At 59.3% G+C, this 22,322-nt stretch carries 15 protein-coding genes; 9 read left to right on the top strand and 6 right to left on the bottom strand.

Annotation, left to right across the window (positions count from 1 at the left end; translation table 11 throughout):
- The first annotated feature begins 120 nt into the window (after positions 1-120).
- The 3 genes from LB543_RS18060 (at position 121) to LB543_RS18050 (ending at position 7,907) form a co-directional block, all read left to right on the top strand.
- On the top strand, positions 121-1,380 hold the full coding sequence (locus LB543_RS18060) for an exonuclease SbcCD subunit D (protein ID WP_224615028.1): 1,260 nt from the start codon (positions 121-123) through the stop codon (positions 1,378-1,380).
- A complete protein-coding gene (locus LB543_RS18055; RefSeq protein WP_224615027.1) occupies positions 1,377-4,844 on the top strand; it encodes an ATP-binding protein in 3,468 nt (1,155 codons plus the stop codon). The genes LB543_RS18060 and LB543_RS18055 overlap by 4 nt, the downstream gene beginning before the upstream one ends.
- Before the next feature lie 318 nt (positions 4,845-5,162).
- A complete protein-coding gene (locus LB543_RS18050; RefSeq protein WP_224615026.1) occupies positions 5,163-7,907 on the top strand; it encodes an ATP-binding protein in 2,745 nt (914 codons plus the stop codon).
- Positions 7,908-7,955: 48 nt separating this feature from the next.
- Here LB543_RS18050 and LB543_RS18045 read toward each other — a convergent pair whose 3' ends face one another.
- Positions 7,956-8,411, bottom strand: coding sequence for a hypothetical protein (locus LB543_RS18045; RefSeq protein WP_224615025.1), 456 nt, complete (start codon positions 8,409-8,411; stop codon positions 7,956-7,958).
- A gap of 191 nt (positions 8,412-8,602) precedes the next feature.
- Between LB543_RS18045 and LB543_RS18040 the strand changes: the two genes are divergently transcribed.
- From LB543_RS18040 to LB543_RS18020, 5 genes are all read left to right on the top strand, one after another.
- Positions 8,603-9,169 carry a hypothetical protein gene (locus LB543_RS18040; RefSeq protein ID WP_224615024.1) on the top strand — a complete coding sequence of 189 codons (567 nt, stop codon included), beginning with the start codon at positions 8,603-8,605 and terminating at the stop codon, positions 9,167-9,169.
- Positions 9,169-9,516 (top strand): hypothetical protein, encoded by a 348-nt coding sequence (locus LB543_RS18035; RefSeq protein ID WP_224615023.1) that lies wholly within the window; start codon positions 9,169-9,171, stop codon positions 9,514-9,516. Before LB543_RS18040 ends, LB543_RS18035 begins: the two co-directional genes overlap by 1 nt.
- A 335-nt stretch (positions 9,517-9,851) precedes the next feature.
- Positions 9,852-10,652 (top strand): DUF4417 domain-containing protein, encoded by an 801-nt coding sequence (locus LB543_RS18030; protein ID WP_224615022.1) that lies wholly within the window; start codon positions 9,852-9,854, stop codon positions 10,650-10,652.
- On the top strand, positions 10,649-11,500 hold the full coding sequence (locus LB543_RS18025; RefSeq protein WP_224615021.1) for a hypothetical protein: 852 nt from the start codon (positions 10,649-10,651) through the stop codon (positions 11,498-11,500). Before LB543_RS18030 ends, LB543_RS18025 begins: the two co-directional genes overlap by 4 nt.
- Positions 11,501-11,503: 3 nt before the next feature.
- Positions 11,504-12,403: a restriction endonuclease gene (locus LB543_RS18020; protein WP_224615020.1), complete on the top strand. Its 900-nt coding sequence runs from the start codon at positions 11,504-11,506 to the stop codon at positions 12,401-12,403.
- A 37-nt stretch (positions 12,404-12,440) separates the two neighbouring features.
- Here the strand turns inward: LB543_RS18020 and LB543_RS18015 are convergent, their stop codons facing one another.
- From LB543_RS18015 to LB543_RS18005, 3 genes are all read right to left on the bottom strand, one after another.
- Positions 12,441-14,297: an AAA family ATPase gene (locus tag LB543_RS18015; RefSeq protein ID WP_224615019.1), complete on the bottom strand. Its 1,857-nt coding sequence runs from the start codon at positions 14,295-14,297 to the stop codon at positions 12,441-12,443.
- 204 nt (positions 14,298-14,501) lie between these two features.
- Positions 14,502-17,954 (bottom strand): class I SAM-dependent DNA methyltransferase, encoded by a 3,453-nt coding sequence (locus tag LB543_RS18010; protein WP_318012977.1) that lies wholly within the window; start codon positions 17,952-17,954, stop codon positions 14,502-14,504.
- 465 nt (positions 17,955-18,419) lie between these two features.
- The gene (locus LB543_RS18005; RefSeq protein WP_224615017.1) at positions 18,420-18,911 is read right to left on the bottom strand and encodes a MarR family winged helix-turn-helix transcriptional regulator; all 492 of its coding nucleotides are present in this window, start codon (positions 18,909-18,911) and stop codon (positions 18,420-18,422) included.
- A gap of 92 nt (positions 18,912-19,003) precedes the next feature.
- Here LB543_RS18005 and LB543_RS18000 point away from each other — a divergent pair, with 92 nt between their 5' ends.
- Positions 19,004-20,464 (top strand): MFS transporter, encoded by a 1,461-nt coding sequence (locus LB543_RS18000; RefSeq protein WP_224615016.1) that lies wholly within the window; start codon positions 19,004-19,006, stop codon positions 20,462-20,464.
- 53 nt (positions 20,465-20,517) lie between these two features.
- Here the strand turns inward: LB543_RS18000 and LB543_RS17995 are convergent, their stop codons facing one another.
- Positions 20,518-21,189, bottom strand: a complete 672-nt coding sequence (locus LB543_RS17995; RefSeq protein ID WP_224615015.1) for a 4-carboxy-4-hydroxy-2-oxoadipate aldolase/oxaloacetate decarboxylase — start codon at positions 21,187-21,189, stop codon at positions 20,518-20,520.
- A gap of 68 nt (positions 21,190-21,257) precedes the next feature.
- On the bottom strand, positions 21,258-22,280 hold the full coding sequence (locus tag LB543_RS17990) for an amidohydrolase family protein (protein ID WP_224615014.1): 1,023 nt from the start codon (positions 22,278-22,280) through the stop codon (positions 21,258-21,260).
- Positions 22,281-22,322: the final 42 nt, after the last annotated feature.

Raw genomic sequence — 22,322 nt, 5'->3', positions numbered from 1 at the left:
CTGCCGGACTTTGCTACCGAAACCCAAGCTGCCTTTGTCGCACGCCGTGGTGGCATGGGCGCCTTTGACTAGGTGTCGGCATTTGCCTGGACTTTTTGTTCGGGCCTGGAGGGCGCCCGGATGGCATTTCGATTTGTTCATACGGCCGACCTCCATCTCGATTCGCCACTGCGCTCGCTCGCACTCAGAAATTCTGAACTTGCCGAGCTTATCGGGGATGCCAGCCGGCAGGCCTTCACTGCGACAGTGGACCTTTGCCTGGCAGAGCGTGTCGACGCTCTCGTGATAGCCGGCGACCTTTACGATGGCGACCAGACCTCGATGAAGACGGCGCGCTTTCTGGCCGTCCAGATGACGCGCCTCCATCAAGCCGGTGTCAGGGTCTACATGATCCGCGGCAACCATGACGCCATGTCGCGAATTACAAAGCAGCTGATCTTGCCCGACACGGTGACTGTTTTTGGCGGCCGCTGCCAATCCGTGATCCAGCCTGGCGCTGGAGTGGATGCCGCGTTCCATGGGCTGAGCTTCGCCAGCCCAAAGGCGCTCGAGAGCCTGCTGCCCAAATACGCTGCCCCGCAGGAGGGAGCTGCGAACATCGGCATCATGCACACGAGCCTGGCCGGCTCCCCAGGCCATGACGTCTATGCACCCTGCGGCGTCGCCGACCTGCACAGCCACGGTTTTGATTACTGGGCGCTTGGCCACATTCACGTTCGGCAGGTGTATTCCGGGGCGAGCACGCTCGTTATGCCAGGGATTCCTCAGGGGAGAGATATCAACGAAGCCGGCGAGAAGTCGGTCACGCTGGTGACCATTCGTGATGATCACTCTGTCGAGATCGAGGAGAGGCTCACTAGTGTCGCGCAGTTCGAGCGCGTGAGCGTCGACCTGACCGGGGCGTTGGAATGGAGCGAGGCCATCGCCCGCATCCAATCAGGGCTCGATCAATCCCGGGAGGCTACCAGATCCCGCTACCTTGTTGCCCGCCTCGGCCTGATCGGCGCTTCCGCGCTTTCATGGGCTATTATCCGCGACCGGGACTTGGTTGTCGCAGAAGCCGAACAGGCCGCGGAACAGGTGGGCGACACATGGGTGGAGAAGCTGGAGCTTGATCTTTCGGCTCCCGCTGTCGGAGATTCGGGAAATGTTGCCGATCCAACTTTGGAACTCGCTCAGTCAATGCGGGCCAATACGAACTCGGAAGCCTTTCGAGCCGAAGCGCGAGAATTTGTGTCGAAGACGATCGCGGACCTGCCGCCCGATGCTCGCGGTTTCGCCGGCAAGGACGAAGCGGGGCTTGAACAGTTTCTCGACGATGTATTGGCACGCGGCGTTGACGTGGTCACGGCGGGGCTCAAGGCTGGTGCAACGCGATGAGGTTGCGGCGCCTTGATCTGACCCGCTTCGGCAAGTTTACCGATAAGTCGATCGACTTCGGAGAGAAGCCGGTTTCGGGCCCCGATCTGCATATCGTTTTCGGCCTGAATGAGGCGGGCAAGTCGACGGCGCTTTCCGCCTACCTAGATCTGCTCTTTGGCATCGAGGAGCGCAGCCGCTACAATTTCCTGCACGAATATAGCTCGATGCGCATCGGCGGACTGCTCGAATTCGAGGGACGGACGCTTGCCGTTTCGCGCACCAAAAGCCGCAGCAACTCACTGCACGATGCCGAAGGCAGGCCGCTGAGTGAAATTGCCATCTCGGCTCACCTCGCCGGACTGTCGCGCGAAGCCTACAGCAGCATGTTCTCACTCGATGACGAGACCCTGGAAGCAGGGGGCAAAGCGATCCTTGAATCGCGTGGCGATCTCGGCAAGCTCCTTTTCACCGCCAGCGCCGGGCTTGGTCATGCCAGCGATGTTTTGACTGCATTGGAAACGGAAGCAGATAGCCTCCACCGAAAACAGGCCCAGACCACGGAAATCGCTCTGCTGAAGAAGCGCTTCGCGGAACTCAAGTCGCGCAAGGAGACAATCGACACCCTGGCCTCCACATTCGAGGCGCTCGAGGCGGAACGGGTGGAAGCCCAAGACAGGTATGACCGCAGCCTGGCTGAACGCTCGGCATTGTCGACGCGTCTCGCCACAATCGACCGATATACCCGCGCCGCGCCGCTCCTCGCGGAGGTCAAGCGCAAGGCGGCCAGATTGGCTGAGCTGCCTGACATTCCGTCTCCTCCCAGAACCTGGAGCGGCACTGTCGCGGAATTGATCGATCATGATGCGCAGCTGAGAACTCGCCTCCAGGCCAATGGCGATGAGATCGATCGGGCGAAGGCGAAGATCGAAGCAATCGCTGTCGACGACGCTGTGCTGGCGATCTCCGAACAGGTGCGCGGACTTGCCGATCGCAAGGCGCGCTATGCGGCCGCGGGAATGGATCTGCCGACCCGCAAGATGGAAGTCCAGATGCTCGACCACGTGGTGGCGAACTGTCTCGCCGCGCTTGGAAGGTCGGCCGAACAGGATCCGTCCCATCTCATCCTGCCGGCCTTTGTGGTCGGGACGCTTCGCACCATGGTCGAGCAACGCTCCGGCATCACGACGAGCTTGCGGATGGCTCGCGACGAAGCCGCCGCCGCGCTCGACGGGCTCAACGCTGCACGAGGTCGCATTGGCGAGGAGAGGGCGGTGCCCGAGCCCGCAAGGGCCAGGCTGATGGCAGCCGTGTCGCAGGCGAAGGCCAGCAGTCACGCACGCGAGATAAGAGAGGCGCGCGCGTTGGAGGACGAGGGGCAAGCAAGGCTGGCGGATGCGATGCGGCGCCTCCAGCCGTGGTCGGGAGATGCGGACGCACTTTCGAAGATGCCGGTTCCGACAGCCACGCACATTGCTGCGTGGAAAACGCTGGGCGCGGATCTTGGAAAGGATAAGGCAGTCTTCTCCGAGCGTCTGGCCGAGCATGAACGAAGCCGGTTGGCCACTTCGTCTCGCCTGGCAGCAGTCACCGCCTCGGTCGATCTCGCCGACGATGACACGGCGGCGGCCCTGCGACGCGCGCGAGATGAAGCCTGGCGAACTCACCGGGGGGATCTCCAGGCCGGAACGGCAGATCTCTTTGCCGCAGCGTTGGCCAAGGACGATGATGCCGGCGCGGCTCGCTTGGCCCATGCGGGCGAGCTGGCGGATCTGGGCGCAATCAAGCAAAAGGCGGCCGAGACGGAAGCCGCCATTGAGCGTATCAGCGGCGAACTGGCCGGGGTGGCCCGGCGCGTGGAAATGGCGTCAGCTGAAATCACGCAAATGGCGAGCGCATTAATCGATGACTCCCAGGCGCATTCGCTCGACCTGCTGATCGGGCTTGTCGAGGAGCGCATTTCCGCCCGGGCTGACGCGCTTGACGCATGGGACGAGATCCTGCTTGCACACGCAAGGATCGAGCGCGCGACAGCCGAAGCTGAGCGGATCCATCTCGGATTGGCCTCGGCCCTCCAAAGCGTTGGAATTCAGCCGGAAACCGAGGCACTGGAGGCAATGGCGGTCGCCGCTGACCGCTTCCTGGACAGACAGGCGAAGGTCGATGCGGAGCGCGCGGAGGCGCTGAGGAGCGTCGCCGCGAAGGAGGACGAACTGGCGGCAAGGCGGCTCGCGGTCGACAATGCCGAGAGGCGAGATGATGCATGGCAGGCCGATGTCAAGGAAACGCTGAAGGGCACCTGGCTCGAAGATGGTATCGCCGGGTCCGGGCTTGGCAGCGTGCTCGATCAGTTGTCGGAGCTTTCAAAGGCCCTGCAGGATCGTGAGGCCATGCGTATCCGCATCCGCAAGATGGAGGCGGACAGGGCTGCATTCGCTGAAGAGATCGCCCGTCTTGGTGCGCACACCGGCGAGCGTGCCAGAGACGACGCCCCAGAACAGGTAAGCTTCAGGCTGTCAGAACGTCTGGAGCAAGCCGAGCGTGCCTGTGAGGCGAGGGCAAATCTACTCCTTGATGTTCAAAAGTTGCAGGACGTTCGAGAGGCACTGAACGCTGAGGCCGCGGCACGGGAGACAACAAAGCAGGAGGTGCTCGACGCCTTTGGAGTGAACACTCTGCCCGAGGTCATGGAGCGCGATGAACAGCTTCGCGAGCGAGACGGCCTGCAGAGTGCCGTGGCCGAGCTTCAAGAACGATTGACAAGCGAGCTCGCCCTCGGCGACTTCATCCAGGCGCAGTCGTTGCTGGAAGACCTCGATCTCGATGGGCTCGCAATTGAAAAGGCGGAGGTCGAGCGGCGACTCGCCGACCTCGATGAATCACTGCAACAGCAAATCGTCCGGCGAACCCGGGCGACCGACAAGCTCGATGCGATCGGCGGCGACAGCGCGGTTGCCCGCATCGATGCCGATCGTCGCACCGTCCTTCTCGAAATCGAGGAAAAGGCCGTTCGCTACATCGAATTGAAGCTTGGAGTGATGTCGGCGTCGAGCGCGCTTCGGGTCTATCGCGAACGTCACCGCTCCGGAATGATGAGCGAGGCCTCCGACGCCTTCGCACTGATCACGCGGGGCCAGTACACAGGCTTGACGACCCAGCCGGTAAAGGGCGGCGAGGTCCTCATCGCGACACAGCGGGATGGCCAATCGAAGGTCGCGGACGCTCTTTCGAAAGGCGCGCGCTTCCAACTCTACCTGGCTCTACGCCTCGCCGGATATTACGAGTTTGCCAAGCTCAGGCCGGCTGTTCCGTTCATCGCCGACGACATTATGGAAACCTTCGATCATCTCAGGTCGGAAGAAGTTTTTCGACTGTTCGGCGAGATGGCCAGCGTAGGCCAGGTAATCTACCTGACCCATCACCAGCACCTTTGCGACATCGCCAAGGCGGTCATTCCTAACATCGCTATCCACGAGCTCGGGTAGTTCAAACGGCATTGTTGTTGGCCGTTCTCGCGAGGCAAGCCGTGTTGTCAACAGCCGCTTCGCGCCCGATCTCGGTCGTCAGGCATGCAGTGGTCAGCCTCCAAAAGCGGCCGTTGCGCAGATGTCAAGCGCGACCTGAATATTTTCGGCGAATGGGTTCCAATCCTACTCTCTCGGCCACTCAATTGTTCCACATGCCCGAAGAGTTGAGGGAGCTTGGCGAAGGAAATATGAGCCAACCGAACACTTCAAACATGAACTTGCAGGATCGCTCGCCGTCTGCTTGATGTACCTTCAATAGTCAGGGGTCCGCAAGACATGTCAATATCGGCCGATATCGGGAGCTTTAGTCTGGATAGTCGCCAGCTTGCGCGTATCGAATATGTTCACCGCGGCTTCCTTTATCAGCATCTCTACGCCGTTGCCTGTCTCTTTCGGGCCGCACAGGCTGGCGTAACCCATGTCGTGGTCGAAAACGATGAGGACGTCGAACTCGTTTTTTCCGCCAAGCGCATCTATGCGCAGATCAAGACGCGATCTTCAGGCTTGGTGTTGAGTGACATCGACGGGGCCCTTTCGCGGTTCAAAGCTATTCGGATGGAGCATGTCGAAGGCCGCAGAAGCGGCGACGCCGAATTCGCTATCATATCGAACAGCGCGCCAGGACCGGAGCTGGCAAAAATGATCGAAGGCAATGATTGGCCTTCAGATGTTGCATTCATTTGGCCTGGAAAATCGGCTGCGCTCGACCAAGCACTCCCAGCGCCCTGGCCCAACCTTTCAGATGCTTACGTCGCTTGCAGCGATACGGCCAGCACACTGCCGTTCTTGATCCTGGCGCCCGAAACTCTCGTCTGGAAGCTTGCGGGAAGGATCATGGCGGCCTCGGCGGGTGTCGCGCCCAATGCCAACCACACTTTCGTCGTGCAAGATTTGCCGAGGCTGTTCGAGCAACTGGTAATACAGCTGCAGGATTTCCCTGCTCCACCGCTCAATTACCGACCGCAGGACAAGGAGCCTGCGCTGATAAGCGCTGAGCGGGTGCGCCTTATCACTGGCTTTTCAGGGGCCGGAAAGACGTCCTGGGTCTCCCAGACAGCGCTGCATACCAGTGACCATCTCGCCTATTATGATGTGGCCGACATCTCCGGTCCGGCTTTGGCGAGCGCAGTGGCGCGCGAGCTTGCGGCACGTCTTTTCGGCAAAAGCAGCGGCAAGCTTGGCGAGATCCTGTTGCCGGGCGCCGGTGGTATAGAAATTCTCTTTGCGCTTGGGCGCCAACTGGCAGAAGAAAATCGTACGGCGACAATTGTACTGGACAATGCCCATCGAGTGCCTGCGGCTGACTTGTCGTCGTTGATCGGGGCATCGAAGCATCTTCATTTTGTCCTACTGGCACAGCCGAACGCTGCGGTGGCCCGCATTGAAGCGACGTTAGACGTGAAGGCCGAGCCGCTGTTTGGGTGGACAAACGAAACCGCGGCCGCCGAGGGGTCGTCACTGGGCTGCAAAGGCGACTATTCGGCTTACGCTCGGCTTCTGAAGCTCACCGGCGGACTGCCACTTTACACGCAGAATGCGCTGAAGATCGCGGCCGAAAATTACGAGAAAGATGTTGCCGGGCTTTGCGCCGCTGTGGAAGAACGCACGCATATTGTCGAGACCGCCCAGGAACTGATCCTGGCCGAAATCTTCGATACCTATACCGAGCAAGAGCGACAGGCCGTAGCCGCGCTCAGCCTCAGCGACGTTCCCCTCGATCAGGTTGAAGCAAGTTCGGTGCTGAAAACCGCTTTCGCGATCGAGAGCCCCGCCGCTGCCGCAGCATTCAGGCGACTTCGTCTGACTGGTGCTATCCAGGTATTTGGCGTCGATCGGTTCAAGGTTCATGACGCCATGAGGCCTTTAGGTCGCGCCCATCTCGACAGCTGCGACGCCGAAACCGTCAAAAGCGCGCAGAGTGCTTTGCGCGACGTTTTGATGGCGACGTTGCCCATCGACCACGACCGTCAGCGTGTGTTCCTCCTGCTGCGCATGTTTGTAGCCCTCGGCAACATCAAGCCGCTTGTTGAGATGGCTGGTGACGAGCTCTTTCATGAAATGGGCTACATCGACGAGATCTCCCAATATCTGACCGAGGTCGCTGCCTCTGAAGATATGTCCGCCGAGGACAGGTTCTGGGCCTTGGACGGGTTGGTCTTTGCCGGCTTCAAGCAAGGCGATGACCAGGACATGAGGCGCAAGCTCAAACAGATGGACGAGCTGGTTCGGCGAAATCGCCTCGGACTGACGGAGCGCCTTGCGGTCGGCATGAAGCGCATGCTTTTTGCCGCCCGGGCTGGGGATGTCGCGACTGTCAAGGCGACGATGAAGGAATTGTCCGGCCTGCTGCCGAAGACGCCAGAACACCTGCGCGTGGCGCGCTATAATTACGCCCACGCATTGTTCGAATTGGGAATGACGAACGAGTGTGTTGCAACCACACTCGACTTGATTACTGAATACTACGATTTGCTGGGCCTCACGCTTGGCGATGTGATGGGCAAGAATCCGGATAAGATATTTCCGCTTCTCAAAGGCGATCAATCCCATACCGATGACCTTAAGCATCTGGCCGACTGTCTCGATCTGCAGGGTAAGGCCATCAGGTCAACGGGAACTCATTCGGGCCTTTCGCTGGTTCACGCGCTGAAATTCTACTCAATGGCCAATGCCCTGGATTCGTTCGTCAGGGTCGCGCAAGAGCTCGTCGAGGAGTTCATCTCGCGAAACGACTATATTGGCGCAAGAGATATGATGGAGCGAAATCTGCTACCTTCGATCCTGGAATTGAAGATGGCAGGCCGGGTCATTCCTGTTCGCAGTCAGTATGCAGTGGTTCTTGCCTATTGCGACGCCTTCGACGACGCAGACGCAGAGATGGCCCGTCTTTTGCCCTATGAAAGCGGGATGGATGCCCGCGGCCAGGAAGTGTTGCGACGCCAGCGCGAGCTCATTGCCGAATTGAAAATAAATCCGCCGCCGCCGCAGTGGCGGATGCCAGCGAAGCTTGACCAGCGATAGTCTGACTTTGTGTGTCGGCCAGCGGCTTCTAATTAAGCCCCACTGCCGTCAAGAGGCTATATAGCGGCGCAGCAAGTAGTCCACCTCGGACCGGCTTTTGCAATGATAGGTATCGCGGATCATCTTTCTCAAGGTCTCGCCAGCTGGCCCGTGGGGTTCTTCCGCCTGGGCAAGATCAACGGCATCAAGGTCGGCTTGAGAAAAGCCTTCCATTGGCATCGGGTGTATCGTCCAGATCTCGGCAAGGCTGGCGGTAGCACCATTGGAGAATTCGATGCGCCTCAGCAATTGAGGCAGGCGCCCTTCCAATCCGTAAATCCGGCCAGCGCCGAGCTTTGTACTGACACGGACATTCAGGATCGGTTTGCGCTTGAAGAAGGTGACGTCCGTCGGTTGTCCTGACACGGATAAGACTGTGAGTTGGTGAACAAGCATCCCCTCACGGGAACCGAAATGCTGTTCCAGCCGCTTCATCGCTTCTTGCGGGGTTAAGTCGACGCTCACAAATCTCCCTTTCGTGTTACGCCACTGCGGGCTTCGCAGTTAGCGCATTCCCAATCACGCTACCAGCCGAAGCAGTGATCGGTCAGCTAAGTCGAGATGATAGCGAGCCGATAGTCCAGAAAATTCTTGACATTTCGGCCCAGCGAGCTAAACCTCATGCCAGACACGTGAGCAAGGTGACGGAAATGAAAATGGATATGGCAATCATTGGGAGCGGCCCCGTGCTATCTGGCTCCATCAATGGCAAAGCTGCTTTTGCGGCCTTTGTGAAAGCCATTGATCGCGAGCCGGCTGCGCCGACGCCGCTATTCCTCGACTTTACAAATATCGATGTGGCTACCGCCAGCTATCTTCGAGAATCGGTGTTCGCTCTGAAAGCGTACATGCGAACCCTTTCATCCAAGTATTATCCCGTTGTTGCGAATATTAATGACGATATTTTGGATGAATTGCTGATTATCGCGAATACTAAAGGTGATGCGATTATGAGCTGCCGCCTGGACCGCGACGAACGCGTCTCGGGAGCGGAGTTGATTGGCAGCCTTGATCCGAAGCAACAGATGACATTCGACTTGGTGAACGAATATAATGGAGTTGATGCCAACCATCTCATGGAAAAATTTGGAGAAGCTGAGCAAACCAAGAGCACGACGGCGTGGAACAATCGGCTTGCCAGTCTTGCGGCTCGCGGCGTGATTCGTGAGTTCGCTCAGGGTCGTTCGAAATACTATCGGCCGTTATTTGAGGAGGTGATTTGATGGGAGTGGAGTTTTTAAACAGAACAAAAAAGACGATACGTAAGCACGTCGATACGAAGCGGGCAGAGCTTGCTACGCCGGGCTTGTTCACGGTCAATCCCGTAAACCAGCCCCGCCGCGCGATTGCCTCGATCAGCGCCGGGGTAAATATCGCCAACGGCGAAGTGCTTATTGTTGAGACAAAGGGCGGACGGGTGAGCTTGCGCCGGGGCAATAGCGTCGTAGGCTCGTTCGATAATCCCGCTGGCGGTGTAATTTCTGCAATTGAGAAATCGGGGGGCGCGGCGAACGGTGTCGTTGGCCGGGTACATAAGCTCTCGAAGAAAGCAGAAGTATCTCTGTGCTGAACCTCCATCGTCCAGATACGCGAAGCCCTGAAGTGATTGTCCGATCGCTAACGGATGATCCCTACAGCAATACCATGGCCTTGGGTTGCCCTGGATGCCCTCATTTCTCCGAATGCGGCGGCCTTTCGGTCCGTGCTTCGCTTGTCGATTGTTTGCAACTCTGCTGCGGGGACTCGGCTCACTGCACGCGCGTCTGTCGGCATAAGGCGCAGCTCTTTGTGCAGCAGATGCGGGAGGTTGGCGGCTTTGGATTTGAGGACATTCCACGCACAGCCGTTTGTTCTGCTCAATTGAGCGCGGATATCGTGCCGCTCATCTACCATGGAAGCAGTCGAATGACGGCGCTCGCTGGCAAAGTGTTCGCCTTGCGCTTGCCCGATCTCATCGATTTCAAACACGGGAAGCTTCATTTCGAAACGCGCGAAGCCTTGTGTCGGACATACAACATAGACTCCACCGCTGACCTTGTTCTAACCGGCGTCGATCACGATCATCGGATTGAGCCCTGGTGGACCCTTGGCGAGCAGCGCATCGCCATCATAAGGGCGATGAAGGAACTCGGAATCGCGCTTGTAACGACCCCGAACTACAGTCTTCTGCTCGACAATCCACGAACAGATGATCTTCACGCGATAAAGCGTATCGCCATCACATTCGAAGAATTCCAGCGTGAAGGGATGGCCTGCGCACTCCATCCTAACGGCCGGACCTATCGGGACTTCGAGCGCTGGTCGAAGTTCATTGCCGAGCGCTCCGAGATCGAGACGCTCGCCTACGAATTTATCACCGGCTCAGGTCAGAAGCTCAGAACGCAGTTTCACTTGGATAGGCTCGCTGATCTTGCCAAGGCCTCCGGCAGGGAACTGGACATCGTGGTTCGCGGCGATCCTCAGGTCATTCCGTTCCTGCGGCAATTCTACCGCCGCGTCATCTACGTTGAGACCAATGCTTTCATGAAAACCTTGAAGCGCCAGCGCGCTGAACGATTGGACAACAATGCGCTTCGCTGGCCCTCGGCGCCGACCGTCGTCGGCGAGACTGTCGACAAGCTTCTGAGCCACAATGTTGAAGAGCAGATCGCCTTTTTGCGAGCCGCCTACTACGGCTGCGATGCGCCTTTTGCAAAAGCTGCGTGAGGTGGAAAATCGAGACGCTGACCTTCGATCTTGTAGATGACATTTGCCTCGCAGTGCAGAGCGGCACGATCACGGAGGCTGACCTGCCGACGACCAATGCCGATGGCCTCGGGCCGCTTTTGGAGTTGCGGCACACGCAGCCAAACATTTTAAACCGAGATGGCGGATCCCTTTGGCTAACGGCGGATAGATACCACGAACTTATGCGCAACATGCGCGAAACGGATGCTTGGTTCGAGCCAAGATCAGGATACCAGGGATTTATTTCGGTCGACAAACTTCGGCGAGATGAACTCGCGTGGACCGACTTCGTGCTACGCGCCAAACGGGCAGCGATATCGGCCGGTTTTTCTGACGACTATGGCGGTAAGCTAACGGCAGCGATTGGCGAGTTTTATGCAAACGTCATCGACCATAGCGGGCGTATCGATTCCGGCTACGTTGTATATAGCGCCTCTCCCGGCCGCTTCGAATTTGTTGTGGCGGATGCTGGAATAGGGGTACTGAACAGCCTTCGCAGCAACCCGACATATGCCCATCTGGTTGATGCGGGCACCGCGCTCGAACTGGCCTTGGACGAAGGAGTATCGCGTTACTACACCGAACAGGGGCATGGTTTTGGGTTTCGGCCATTGTTTGTCGGCCTAGCCAACATTAGCCGATACATGCGGTTTCGGTCGGACGATCACAGTCGGTCACTGACAAGGAAAGCCGACGGATCGATAGATGCCCAAACCAGCCAACTCGCCACCACGGCCGGATTTTTCTGTTGCGTGGTTTGCGACATCGAAATCCAGACACCTGCCAGTCATCCGGACCAGGCGCCGAAAAATGCTGAGAGGGAGTAGCCGATGTCACTCAGCATGAAAGAGGCGACCGCTATCAGCGCAATTGCTGATCTCCTTTATGACTTCTTGCCCGGCAGCGGAAATTCTCGCACGGCCTTTCCACTGGCCGCGAACGAGGCCGGCGTTGGAGACTTCTGGCAGCAAGGAAGCAAGCTACCATCCCTTGTCCAGCTTCTCAGCGTTACACTGGAGCAGCGGCGGAACCGATTTTGCCCTCTCATCAATGCGATCGTACTCCAGTCGATGACGTGGCGGAGAGGACGAGGTGATCCGTTAAAGCGAGAAGAGATCGAGCAACTCAATAGTCTGCTGCGCGGTGTTTCGTTCAGCATACCCGAACTCACCGAGGCATCTTTTCTCGACATGTTGCCCCGGCGCGATCCACCACCAGTCGAAAAAACCTCCGGCAAGCCAACAACGACGCTGCTGACTTCACTCTCTCAGCAGCTGATCGAGGTCAGCAAACTTGCACCGCAGCCACGTGGCTACGCCTTCGAGAAATTTCTGCATGAGCTGTTTGCAGTCTATGACCTTGCCCCGCGCGGCTCCTTCCGAAATACCGGAGAACAGATCGATGGCAGTTTCGCACTCGAAGGCGAGACCTATCTCCTCGAAGCCAAATGGCAGAATGATTATTCCGGTGTAGCCGATCTAGATCGGTTTTCCGGCAAGGTCGGTAGGAAGGCAAAATGGGCACGTGGCTTGTTCATCAGCAATACCGGTTTCACTCCCGATGGACTCACAGCTTTCGGCACAGCGCCGACTTCGATCATCTGTATGGATGGGTTCGATCTTCATGAAACCCTGTCCCGTCAGTTGTCCTTCGCTGACGTGATCTCCAGAAAGGTACGCCGCGCCGTTGAAACTGGCGGCCCATTCGTACGCGTCCGCGACCTGTACTGATCATTCGTCATGCGCAAGGAGCTCCCTTCTAACCATGTTATTCATTCTGCGGCGGGTTGAATGCCGCCATCCAGCTTTGCGTCTGAAGATCATTGGTCTCAGTGTAGATCCTGTTGTTCGACGCCTGCGAGGCTCCTCCAACATGGTGATGAATCTTTGGACGAAGACCATCCATAAGCATCTTCCCATGAGTATGTTCGAAGGAGACCGGGGTTAGACCATTGGCGGGGACGAACCCACCGATCGGCGGAGGATTGTCGGGCATGCCTGACGCAGCCCATTCTGGCTTCCCGCGCTTCCGAGGGCTGTCATAGAGCGATGAGCGAATCTGCTCACGAGCGATGCGCGCCGCATTCACTAGGTCGTCGCGCTTAAACGCAGTTACGTCTGCGATCGCGGCATCGATCAGCTCCGGCGCGAGGTCGTTGAAGACGTCTTTGAGATGGGTGGCTTTGCTAAATGAATGCTCGACATCGTTGAGGGGCGTAAAAACTTCGGTAACACGAGTCACGCCGTTGCGCTGACGCTCGGCGGCGGCGGTAGAAAGTTCGAATTGCATCTCCGGGTCGGTCCGAAAGTCGCGATCCCGATGGAGGATGATCCGCGCGTCGGGCCGCATGTCTGTGATCATGTTCGCAAGAAGCCTCGCTGCTGGAAGGTTTCCGCATCCGTTGTAGGAGAGTGCGACGAGGTTTTCGGGCGCACCGTTCGCCTTGGCTAGCACAGTTACCGGTTGCGGCAGTTTGTCCTCGGTCAAGAGGATCACGGGGCGTGCAGGATCGAAGGCGTCTGCACCGGCCGACAGGGCGCCGAGCGTCATGAGGATCGGGATTGCTGGACGCTGAGCATCGTCAACCGGAACCTTCGCGCCTTCGCTCATCCACACGACCGCGGCGTCGGGGTCGTACATGAGGCGTTGGATCAGCTGGGGCGAGTGGCTAGCGAACAGGATGCGGGTCTGTGTCTCAGCCGCGACCCCTCTAAGCGCCTCGTAAAGTCGCGACTGACTGTCGGCATGGAGATGCGCATCGGGCTCATCCAGCAGGAGCAGGGGCGGAGCGTAGAAGCAGGCGTATGCAATTATCTGGATAACCTGCAGTATCCCGGTCGATGCCATGTCGATCGTGACCCTCGTGTCCAGGGTTTCGACATCGACGTGTACGTAGCGGTCGTGTTGCTGGTTGTGATCCACGATGACGCGTGTACCCTGGTAGCAACGATCGAGAAGCGTGGAAAATGTCTTCCAGCCGCTGTCCGGCAGTAGGCCAATGTCTCGCCCTTGTCGCCAGGCGGTCCTCGCCATTTCATCCAGATCGCGAGTGAAGAGATGATCGAGCACGGTGCGGAGGTAGAGGTTAGCATCGCCATGCATAACGGCGGCGTCCATCGCCCCTTTGGTTCGCCATTCCTCGCGCATCGGGATACCCGAGAGGCCCGGCGTGAGTATTGAGAAGGGGCGGTCTCCATTCGCTAGCACGGCAGCGAGGTCATCGTCCCCTGTCCGAGTGATGGCGATGTTCGCATTTTTTCCCCGACGGACCTCGATCGTCATCTCCTTGTCCGTGTTTGTGTCGAGATCGACACCGCGGTAGCTAATAGAGTAGCCAAGATTCTGCGTCGCCCGGTCTCCTCGTCGAAGGTCCAGCAACTGCTCGGTTGGACGGAAGAGCACCGCATCGTTTGAGACCGTACCCGCGAAATCTGCATTGCCGTTACCGCGGATGCCGCGAAGCGCGGCCTGCAAAATTGAGACGCCAAGCTGCGCCGCCTGCAATGCACTGCTTTTGCCGCTGGTATTCCCGCCGACGAGAGCGGTTACTGGCTTTAGTTCGATTGTGAGTGAGTCGATCCGCTTGAACTGGCTGACGACGATTTGGTCAAGTCGAATCCGCATTCTTTCTGCCCCCAAGCGAATAGACTAGACGTTTTCGCGCGAATAAATGCAACGCTGATTCTAGGGTGCGTGGGCGATCCTCAACCCGCAGTGGTCGTGCAAGCGGCAGCTTTTGCCGGTGCCAACCTGAACCTGCTAGGCGGCTTTCGGCCCCTATCCGGCATTGGATACGGCTAGGAAGCAATTGTTATTGAAGAGCAATACTTACGCCGCTCGGAAGAAGCTTTTTCCCTTGTCATAGCTTTCCGCCTGGCCCAGCCGGACCAAGGACTGAAGTACGTCGTGGACCTCGACGATGGTTTCCTCCGGCGACGTAAAAGTCGCGGCGATTTCCTCTGCCGACAAGGGCGCTTTCGCACGCCCCATGAGGTCGAGGACCACCCGGGCCTGCTCTAGTCGCGCAGCCGGGAATGGGGTTTTCTTCGCCCTGACTTTGGTCGCTAGGATCGCTTGGACTCGGTCGCCACGATGTGCTAGCGGACCGATCTTGTCGATCTGATACTCGGGTCGCAGCCATTTGATGAGGCCCCGGCCCTCTTCGGCGGCCCGCGCTTCGTTCAGCCGGACGAGTCCGTCCAGGATTTGTTCAGCGCCAATATCCGCTTGCCAGCCGTAGGATTTCACGACGGCGGTGTCGAGGCGATCATGAAGCTCCCGCAGGATCAGAACAAGGCCGCGGCTTCGGATGTCCTGGTCCTTGCGGGAGAGTATACTGCCCGTTCGGACAGCCTCAAGAACATTGTAGAGCGCGGTGAGGGTCAGGTCGGAATGCTCCGCAAGAACCCGCTTGCGTGTCTCATCGAGTTCTTCGGCAATGGCACCGATTCCGGCGCGAGCCGACCCGGTGGCGTCGGGAAACGGGAAGGGATCAAAGCACCGGGACTTCGAATACCTCGGATCGTTGCCGACACCCTGCCGGCCTCCGGTGCGCAACGCCCAGGTCACATGCACCTTCGAGGACAAAACGCCCAGATGAAAGGGATCATCCGATGCAATTGCGACCAGCATGTTGTCTGGAAGCACCTCGGCCTGCATGAACTGGAAGATGCGGTGCTTCATGGTCTCCACGGTGGCGACGTAGCGGGGCAGCCCCTCAATTGCTGGCCGGAGTTCCCTTCGTGGTTCACCAAACCACCACCACTTTTCTCGATATGAGGCTCGATTATTTCGGTCCCGCTCCGGCTTCACCGTATCCAGGAGGTGGTGATAAACCTCGGGGAATTCGCGTCGGACTTCATCGGCAGCGCGACCGAACAGGTCGATAACCATCACTCCACGTGGTCGTGATGTCAGATCCCTGCCATTTCGATATTCGCGGATGTGATGCTCGAGGCCCGGGCGCTTTCCAAGGCCGAGTTCAAGTGCTTTCTCCCGCGTAACGATGAAGCCATCGCCATGAAGCTTCACACCAGGCGAGCAGATCGTGTCGTTGGCCACCAGTCCCTTCGATCTGGTGACATCGACCCCGATCGTGAGGTCGGGATTGATCTTCCCCTCACGTTCCGCGAACTCGATCGTGGGCTCGTCGGTGTCGAGACCTGCCTCTTTCGTCACGAGGCGCACGACGCCATTCCGTTCGCCAGCTTCGGCAATGGTCATCGCAATTCTGACCGCAGCGGCATTCTTTGATGCCTTGGTCCATGGATGATCGGGAATGGCGAGCACCAGGGAAACGGGTGAAGTGCCTGCTAGATGTCTCTCAAGGACTCGCCGTTGGAATACCTGCGTTATCGAATTGGTCGTGACGAAGCCGAAACGGCGCAGCCGCGTTCCCTTCCGGACAAGCAGTTCGGCGGCATGGTCCCACCAGTACATCACGAAGTCCGCCGCAGGATTCATCTGCGGATTGGCACTCCACAAGGCTTCGGCGTAGCCCGCACCCAGTCGCCCGCGAATATCCTTCCCGCCGATGAACGGGGGATTGCCCACGATGAAGTCAGCCTCCGGCCAGTCGGCCTTGATCGCATTCGGATATGCATAAAGATCGTTGCCGTGACCATCACCCACGGGCTTACCCAACGCGTCTCGCTTGAGTTGTAGATGCGGGTAACCCGCCCAGGTGATAAGCGCATCCTTCGCGTGAACATGGTTGCTGCTGCCTAGGACCGGCTCGGGCGGGACGGTGGACCGGGTCCGCATGTGCCACTGGATGTATCCCATCCAGAGCACCAGCTCGGCAATCTCGACGGCCCGCTTGTTGAGTTCCATGCCGAAGAACTGCTCTGGCTTCACCGAGATGTCCGCGACGCGCGCAACTGCCTCATCGCCACCGATATCCTGCAATTGCTTGAGCGCCTCGCCCTCCAACTGCTTCATGCGGCGAAGGGCAACGTACAGGAAATTGCCCGTGCCACACGCCGGATCGAGCACCCGCACGGACGCCAGGTGCCTAAGGAAGTCTTCAACCTCTTGAATGGCGGCCGCCGTTGAGCCTGTGCGGATCGCACGCTCGGCAGCCGATTGATGGCCGATCCAGTCTTGGGTGAGGGGTTCGATGATCGTGGTATCCACAACCTGTTCGACATAAGCGCCGGGCGTGTAGTGCGCACCGAGACGCTTGCGCTCGATCGGGTCCAGCGCCTGTTCGAAGAGGGTGCCGAATATTGCAGGTTCCAGATCGCGCCAATCGGCATCCGAAGCATCACGGAGAAGACGTACCTCGTCCTTGGTCAGTGGAAGCGACGCGGCGTTCTTGAACAGCTTGCCGTTGAATCGAAGCAGTCTCTCACCAATGCCGGGCGAATAGTCCCCGCGATCCATGTGCCGCCAGAGGTCGTCGATCTCGAAGGTGAACCGGGTGGGGTCGTCGAGGCACTTCGTCAGCAGCTCCGTGAAGCCCTTTTTGCGGAGCAGCCCTACGTCCTCGACGAACATCGTGAAAAGGCACCGCATGAGGAAAACTGCAACGCTGCGTGCCTCGAAACCGCGCCCTTCAAGGGCTTTCGAGATTTCCGCCAACTGCCCGGCAATCTCTCTCGTGACCTTGGCCGTCTTCTGTGCCGGATCCAGGGATTGAGGCTGTTCCCACACCGCACGTAGCAGTTCTCGGGTATCGGGATTCGCCAGCTCGCTGAGTTCGATGCGGAATTGCCGTACGTCGGGAAACTGGGCGTAGTGGCGTCCGTGACCGGAAAAATCAGCGTAGATCTCGATAGCCCGCCCTACATCGCACGCGATGATGAAGGGCGGATACGGATGATCGGGGGGCAAGGAAGCTGCATATCGCTCGGCCTGCCGGCGCGCCTGGACCATGACGTGATCGAGGCCGGACACTGCTGTCTCGGCGGGCCCTCTCTCCGCTGTGGCGAATAGGTCCGTCTGACCTTCTGGCACCGCCTTCTTGCCGCCACGGAGGCGGCTCTGTTTCGCCTCGAGGATAAAGCACCCGCGCTTGTAGAGATCGATGCGCCCAGCCTCGGTCGTCCCGTCAGGACGCCTTCTTTCGACACGCCGTTCGAACACGTAGTCGTTGAAGTCATGGGCGGCCAATGCAGGATCGGGTCGCCTGACTCCAATCACATCACAAAGCTCTGCCAAGAAAAGAGAATAATTTGCTCTCTCTTGACCACCGTCAAGATTCGCCCATCGCCCAATGAAATGGGTGACTGTTAATATTCTATCAATATCTTCGCCATGTTCCACGCAGTAAAGTGCCATCGCGTAGTTACTAAATCAATAAATGGGGCGAGCGCCGTGCGCTGCGGCGAGTTGGTACTGGTATAGGTTTACCCGGTGCAGTCTTTTCGCAAGAACGGATGGATGCACTTCTACGCACCTCAGTCTTCGCTCACGAGCGCATTACTCGCTCGCTTTTTAACAAGTTCGCCTTAAAGCGGACCGTCAACCCACGGCCCCGGAGCGGTGCTAAACTGGCCTTGGGCGATGAATGGAAACGGCCGCCAGGTTCCCGGTTTGTGCTCGAAAAGTCGCATAATTGGCAATCTGCAACTGGCTGCGCCCTTTAGCGGTCATCGCATAAAAGGGAGCGATACACCCAGGCGCCGTTTGCAGGCGGCGTTCGTTCGGTATCGGTCCGCTGCCGGTTCGTCGTGAAGTTTCAGGGCGGGTCGAAGCTGGTAAAACCTCAGGCCGCCCTATTATATGTGACTTTGGCGGAGCCTTTCAGCGACCATCGCCAGTCTTGGGCCGTGTCGAGGACAGGCCGATTTCAATGGCCCTGAGCAACCCAAGCGTGTCGTCGAGCTTGCTGGTGTCGCCACCGGCAGCGGCGGAGACGGCATCACCCCATTCCTTTCGCACCAAGGCATAGTTTTCCGCGCCACGGCGCGTCCGATGGACGCTAACGCCGCGCCGGTCTTGCGGATCGACATGCCGCTCGATCAGGCCTTTTGCCTCGAGGTCGCGTAGAACGGTCGACACGTTGGTGCGCTGCAGTCCCGTCGCGGCCGCGATCTGGCTGGGCGTCGCCGATGCCTGCGCCACCAGGTGACGCATCACCACGCCTTCCGACTGCGAAAGCGACAGCGCATTCTCGTCCTGGTAGCCGCGAAACTGGATCTCGCGGGCAATGATGAGGATCAGGTCGGCCAGGTCCGCCCATCGCAGATGCGAGGACGGCTTCTTGCGCTCGGTCGGTTCACGTTCACTTCGCATGGCGTGGAATTTACAAGGCTTCGTGAATTGCGTATAGGCTCATAATGATTATATAAACATAACTATCTAAGCATAATCATATGGAGCCTACCATGACCACCTTGGCATCTGCCGGAACCAGCGGCCCGCGCGCAATGGCGCTTGCCGGCGAGTTGCATTCGCTGGGCGTGCATATTCTCCTAGCGGGAGCATTCCTGCCGATCGCGGACTTCTTCATTGTCAACGTGGCGCTACCAACCATCCAGGCCTCGTTGAATGCAACGCCCGCAGCGCTCGAGCTGGTGGTGTCGGTCTACGGCGTGGCCTATGCCGCCACGCTCGTGCTCGGCGGCAGGCTGGGTGACCGATTTGGCCGCCACCGGCTGTTTTTGATTGGCCTCTGCGGCTTCATCCTGGCTTCGCTCGCCTGCGGCCTGGCCCCCACGATCGGATCGTTGATCGGCGCGCGCCTGATCCAGGGCATGACAGCGGCAATGCTGGTTCCGCAAGTGTTGGCGACGTTCCAGGCGACGCTCCCCGGCGAAAGAAAGACCCGAGCCATTGCGCTCTATGGCGCAACGTCCGGGATCGCGGCAATCGTCGGCCAACTCGCCGGCGGGCTGTTGGTGAACGCCAATCTGTTAGGCACCTCCTGGCGGCCAATCTTTCTTATCAACATACCGCTCGGCATTCTCGTCTTCATCGCCTCGCGGCTTGTCGTGCCGGCCAACCGCTCGCCACACCCTGCAGGCATCGACCTGCCGGGCACAGTACTCTTTGCCGCCACGCTGACCGCGCTCCTTGTGCCGTTGACCGAAGGCCATTCGCTGGGCTGGCCGATGTGGACATGGGCAATGCTGGCCGCCGCCGTGGCGCTCGCCGTCCTGACCGTCATCGTCGAGCGGGCAGCCGAGGTGCGCGGCGAACTGCCGTTGCTGCCGCCGTCTTTGCTGACCCTGCCATCCATGTCGCGCGGCCTCGCCATGGTCACGATCTTCAGCCTGGGATTCGGCGCATTCATGTTCGTCTTCGCCCTTACCGTGCAGAATGGGCTCGGGGCCACTGCCTTCCAGAGCAGCCTCGCCATACTGCCGATGGCGATCATGTTCTTCATAGGCTCGATGGCCAGCCCGCGCATCATCCACCGCTTCGGGCGCGCAGCGCTGGCCGCGGGCGGCATCTTGCAAGCGCTCGGACTGCTCTTGCTTATCGGCATTGTCGTCGCCGCCTGGCCGCATGTCAGCCTTGTCGAACTGGCTCTTCCATTGATGTTGATCGGAGCCGGACAATCGATGCTGTTTTCGGGACTGTTCCGGGCCGTGCTCGCCGACGTTCCCGCCCATCTCGCGGGCGTGGGGAGCGGCGTGCTCATCACGCTTCAGCAGTCTGGCCTAGCGCTTGGCGTTGCAATCTTGGGAACCCTCTATTTGATATTGGAGCCGGCAGGGGTCTCCAGGGCCTTCGGGATCGTCATAGGCGTGCAGTTCGGCATCATCGTGCTGCTGGTTTTCGGCAGTAGCCTGCTGCCTCGTTTCACCAAACAGCATGGTGACGTCGTACCGGTCGAAATGTAATCGATAGAGAGCTCGATAGGGTGGCGCCGAACCGCCTGGATGCGGTTCGGCGCTTATTCGTAGACGAGGCCCTTGCGCTGCAACCGCTCGCGCATGTCGTTGACATCCAGGCTGAGCTTCCCCGCGGCGTAGAGGGCGCGCTTTTCTTCCTCCATCGCCTCACGCTTGCGGCCGGCCTCAAACACCCTCGAGGCTGTCTCACGCGGTACGACGCAGACCCCGTCGTCATCGGCGATGATGACGTCGCCTGGGCTGATGTAGGCGCCAGCACACACGATCGGCACCTGGACATTACCGAGCGTCTCCTTGATGGTGCCTTGCGCGCTGATCGCCTTCGACCAGACCGGAAACGCCATGGAGCGCAAGGTCGCGACATCTCGTACGCCCGCATCGATGATAAGGCCCCTGATCCCTTGCGCTTTGGCGGAGGCCGCCAGCAGGTCGCCGAAATAGCCGTCCTCGCAGGGCGAGGTCGGGGTGACGACCAGTATGTCGCCAGGCCGTGCCTGCTCCAGCGCGACGTGGATCATCCAGTTGTCGCCCGGCGCGACCTCACAGGTCAGCGCGTTGCCGCCGATCTTCGCGCCTTCGTAGATCGGCCGCAGCCGCGCGGCGAGCAGGCCCGTGCGCCCTTGCGCCTCGTGGACCGTGGCAACGCCGAGCTCGCCCAGGCCCTCGCAGATTTCGGCGAGCGTTCGCTCGGTGTTGGTGACGACTTTGGCCATTGGTGTTCTCCCGTAAGGATTTCATGGGGCAGGGCGTTTGGCCCCACACGGGCAGTGCTCGTGGGGATCTAGCGCCCCTGCGCCTTCAGCCGCGCATCGAGCCTCTGATAGACTTTTCGGGCGTTGCCTTCGAAGACCGCCCGGCGGTCGGCCTCGCCCAGCGACAGCGCATCGATGTAGCGGCGCGTATCGTCGAAGCTGAATCCGGTTTCCGGATCGACGGCTTTGACCGCTCCGAGCAGTTCCGAGCCAAACAGGATGTTGTCCGCATCGACGACTCGGAACAGCGTATCGATGCCGGCCTGATGATAGACGCAGGTGTCGAAGAAGACATTGCGCATAAGGTGTTCGCCAAGTGCCGGCTTTTCCAGCATCATCGCCAAGCCGCGATAGCGCCCCCAATGGTAGGGTGCCGCACCTCCGCCATGCGGGATGATCAGCTTGAGATCCGGGAAAGCGCCGAAGAGATCGCCCTGGATCAATTGCATGAACACCGCGGTGTCGGCGTTGATGTAGTGTGCGCCGGTCGTATGCAGGCATGCGCTGCACGAGCCGGAAACATGGATCATCGCCGGCACCTGCAACTCGATCATCTTTTCGAAGAGTGGATACCAGTAGGGATCGTGGATCGGTGGCGCCGACCAGAAGCCGCCGGATGGATCGGGATTGAGGTTGCAGCCGATAAAGCCGAGCTCGACCACGCAGCGTTCGAGTTCGGCAAGCACCGGCTTCAGGTCGCCACTCATCGACTGCGGCAACTGGCAGACGCCGGCGAAGTTGGCCGGAAACATGTCGACGATGCGTGCGATCAGGTCGTTGGAAATCCGCGACCACTCGACGTTGAGGGAGGCATCGCCGACATGGTGGCCCATGCCTGAGGCGCGGGGCGACAGGACGGTCAGATCCGAGCCGCGTTCGCGTTGCAAGCGCAATTGGTTCTGCTCGATCGTTGCCCTCAGAACCTCGTCGGAAATTGCGGGATAGAGCGGCCAGCCGCCGCTTTTGCCCTGCGCGAACTCCACCTGCCTCTTGCGAAAGGCATGGTGCTCCGGCGGCTCGGTCGTGTAGTGGCCATGGCAGTCGATGATCAATTTGCGTGCTCCTCGCGCTCGAGGTTGAGGCGTATGGATGCG

Source organism: Mesorhizobium sp. ESP7-2 (genome assembly GCF_020164715.1).
Taxonomy (GTDB): domain Bacteria; phylum Pseudomonadota; class Alphaproteobacteria; order Rhizobiales; family Rhizobiaceae; genus Mesorhizobium.
The sequence above is the reverse complement of the archived record's forward strand: the minus strand, read 5'-3'. Positions and strand labels throughout refer to the sequence as shown.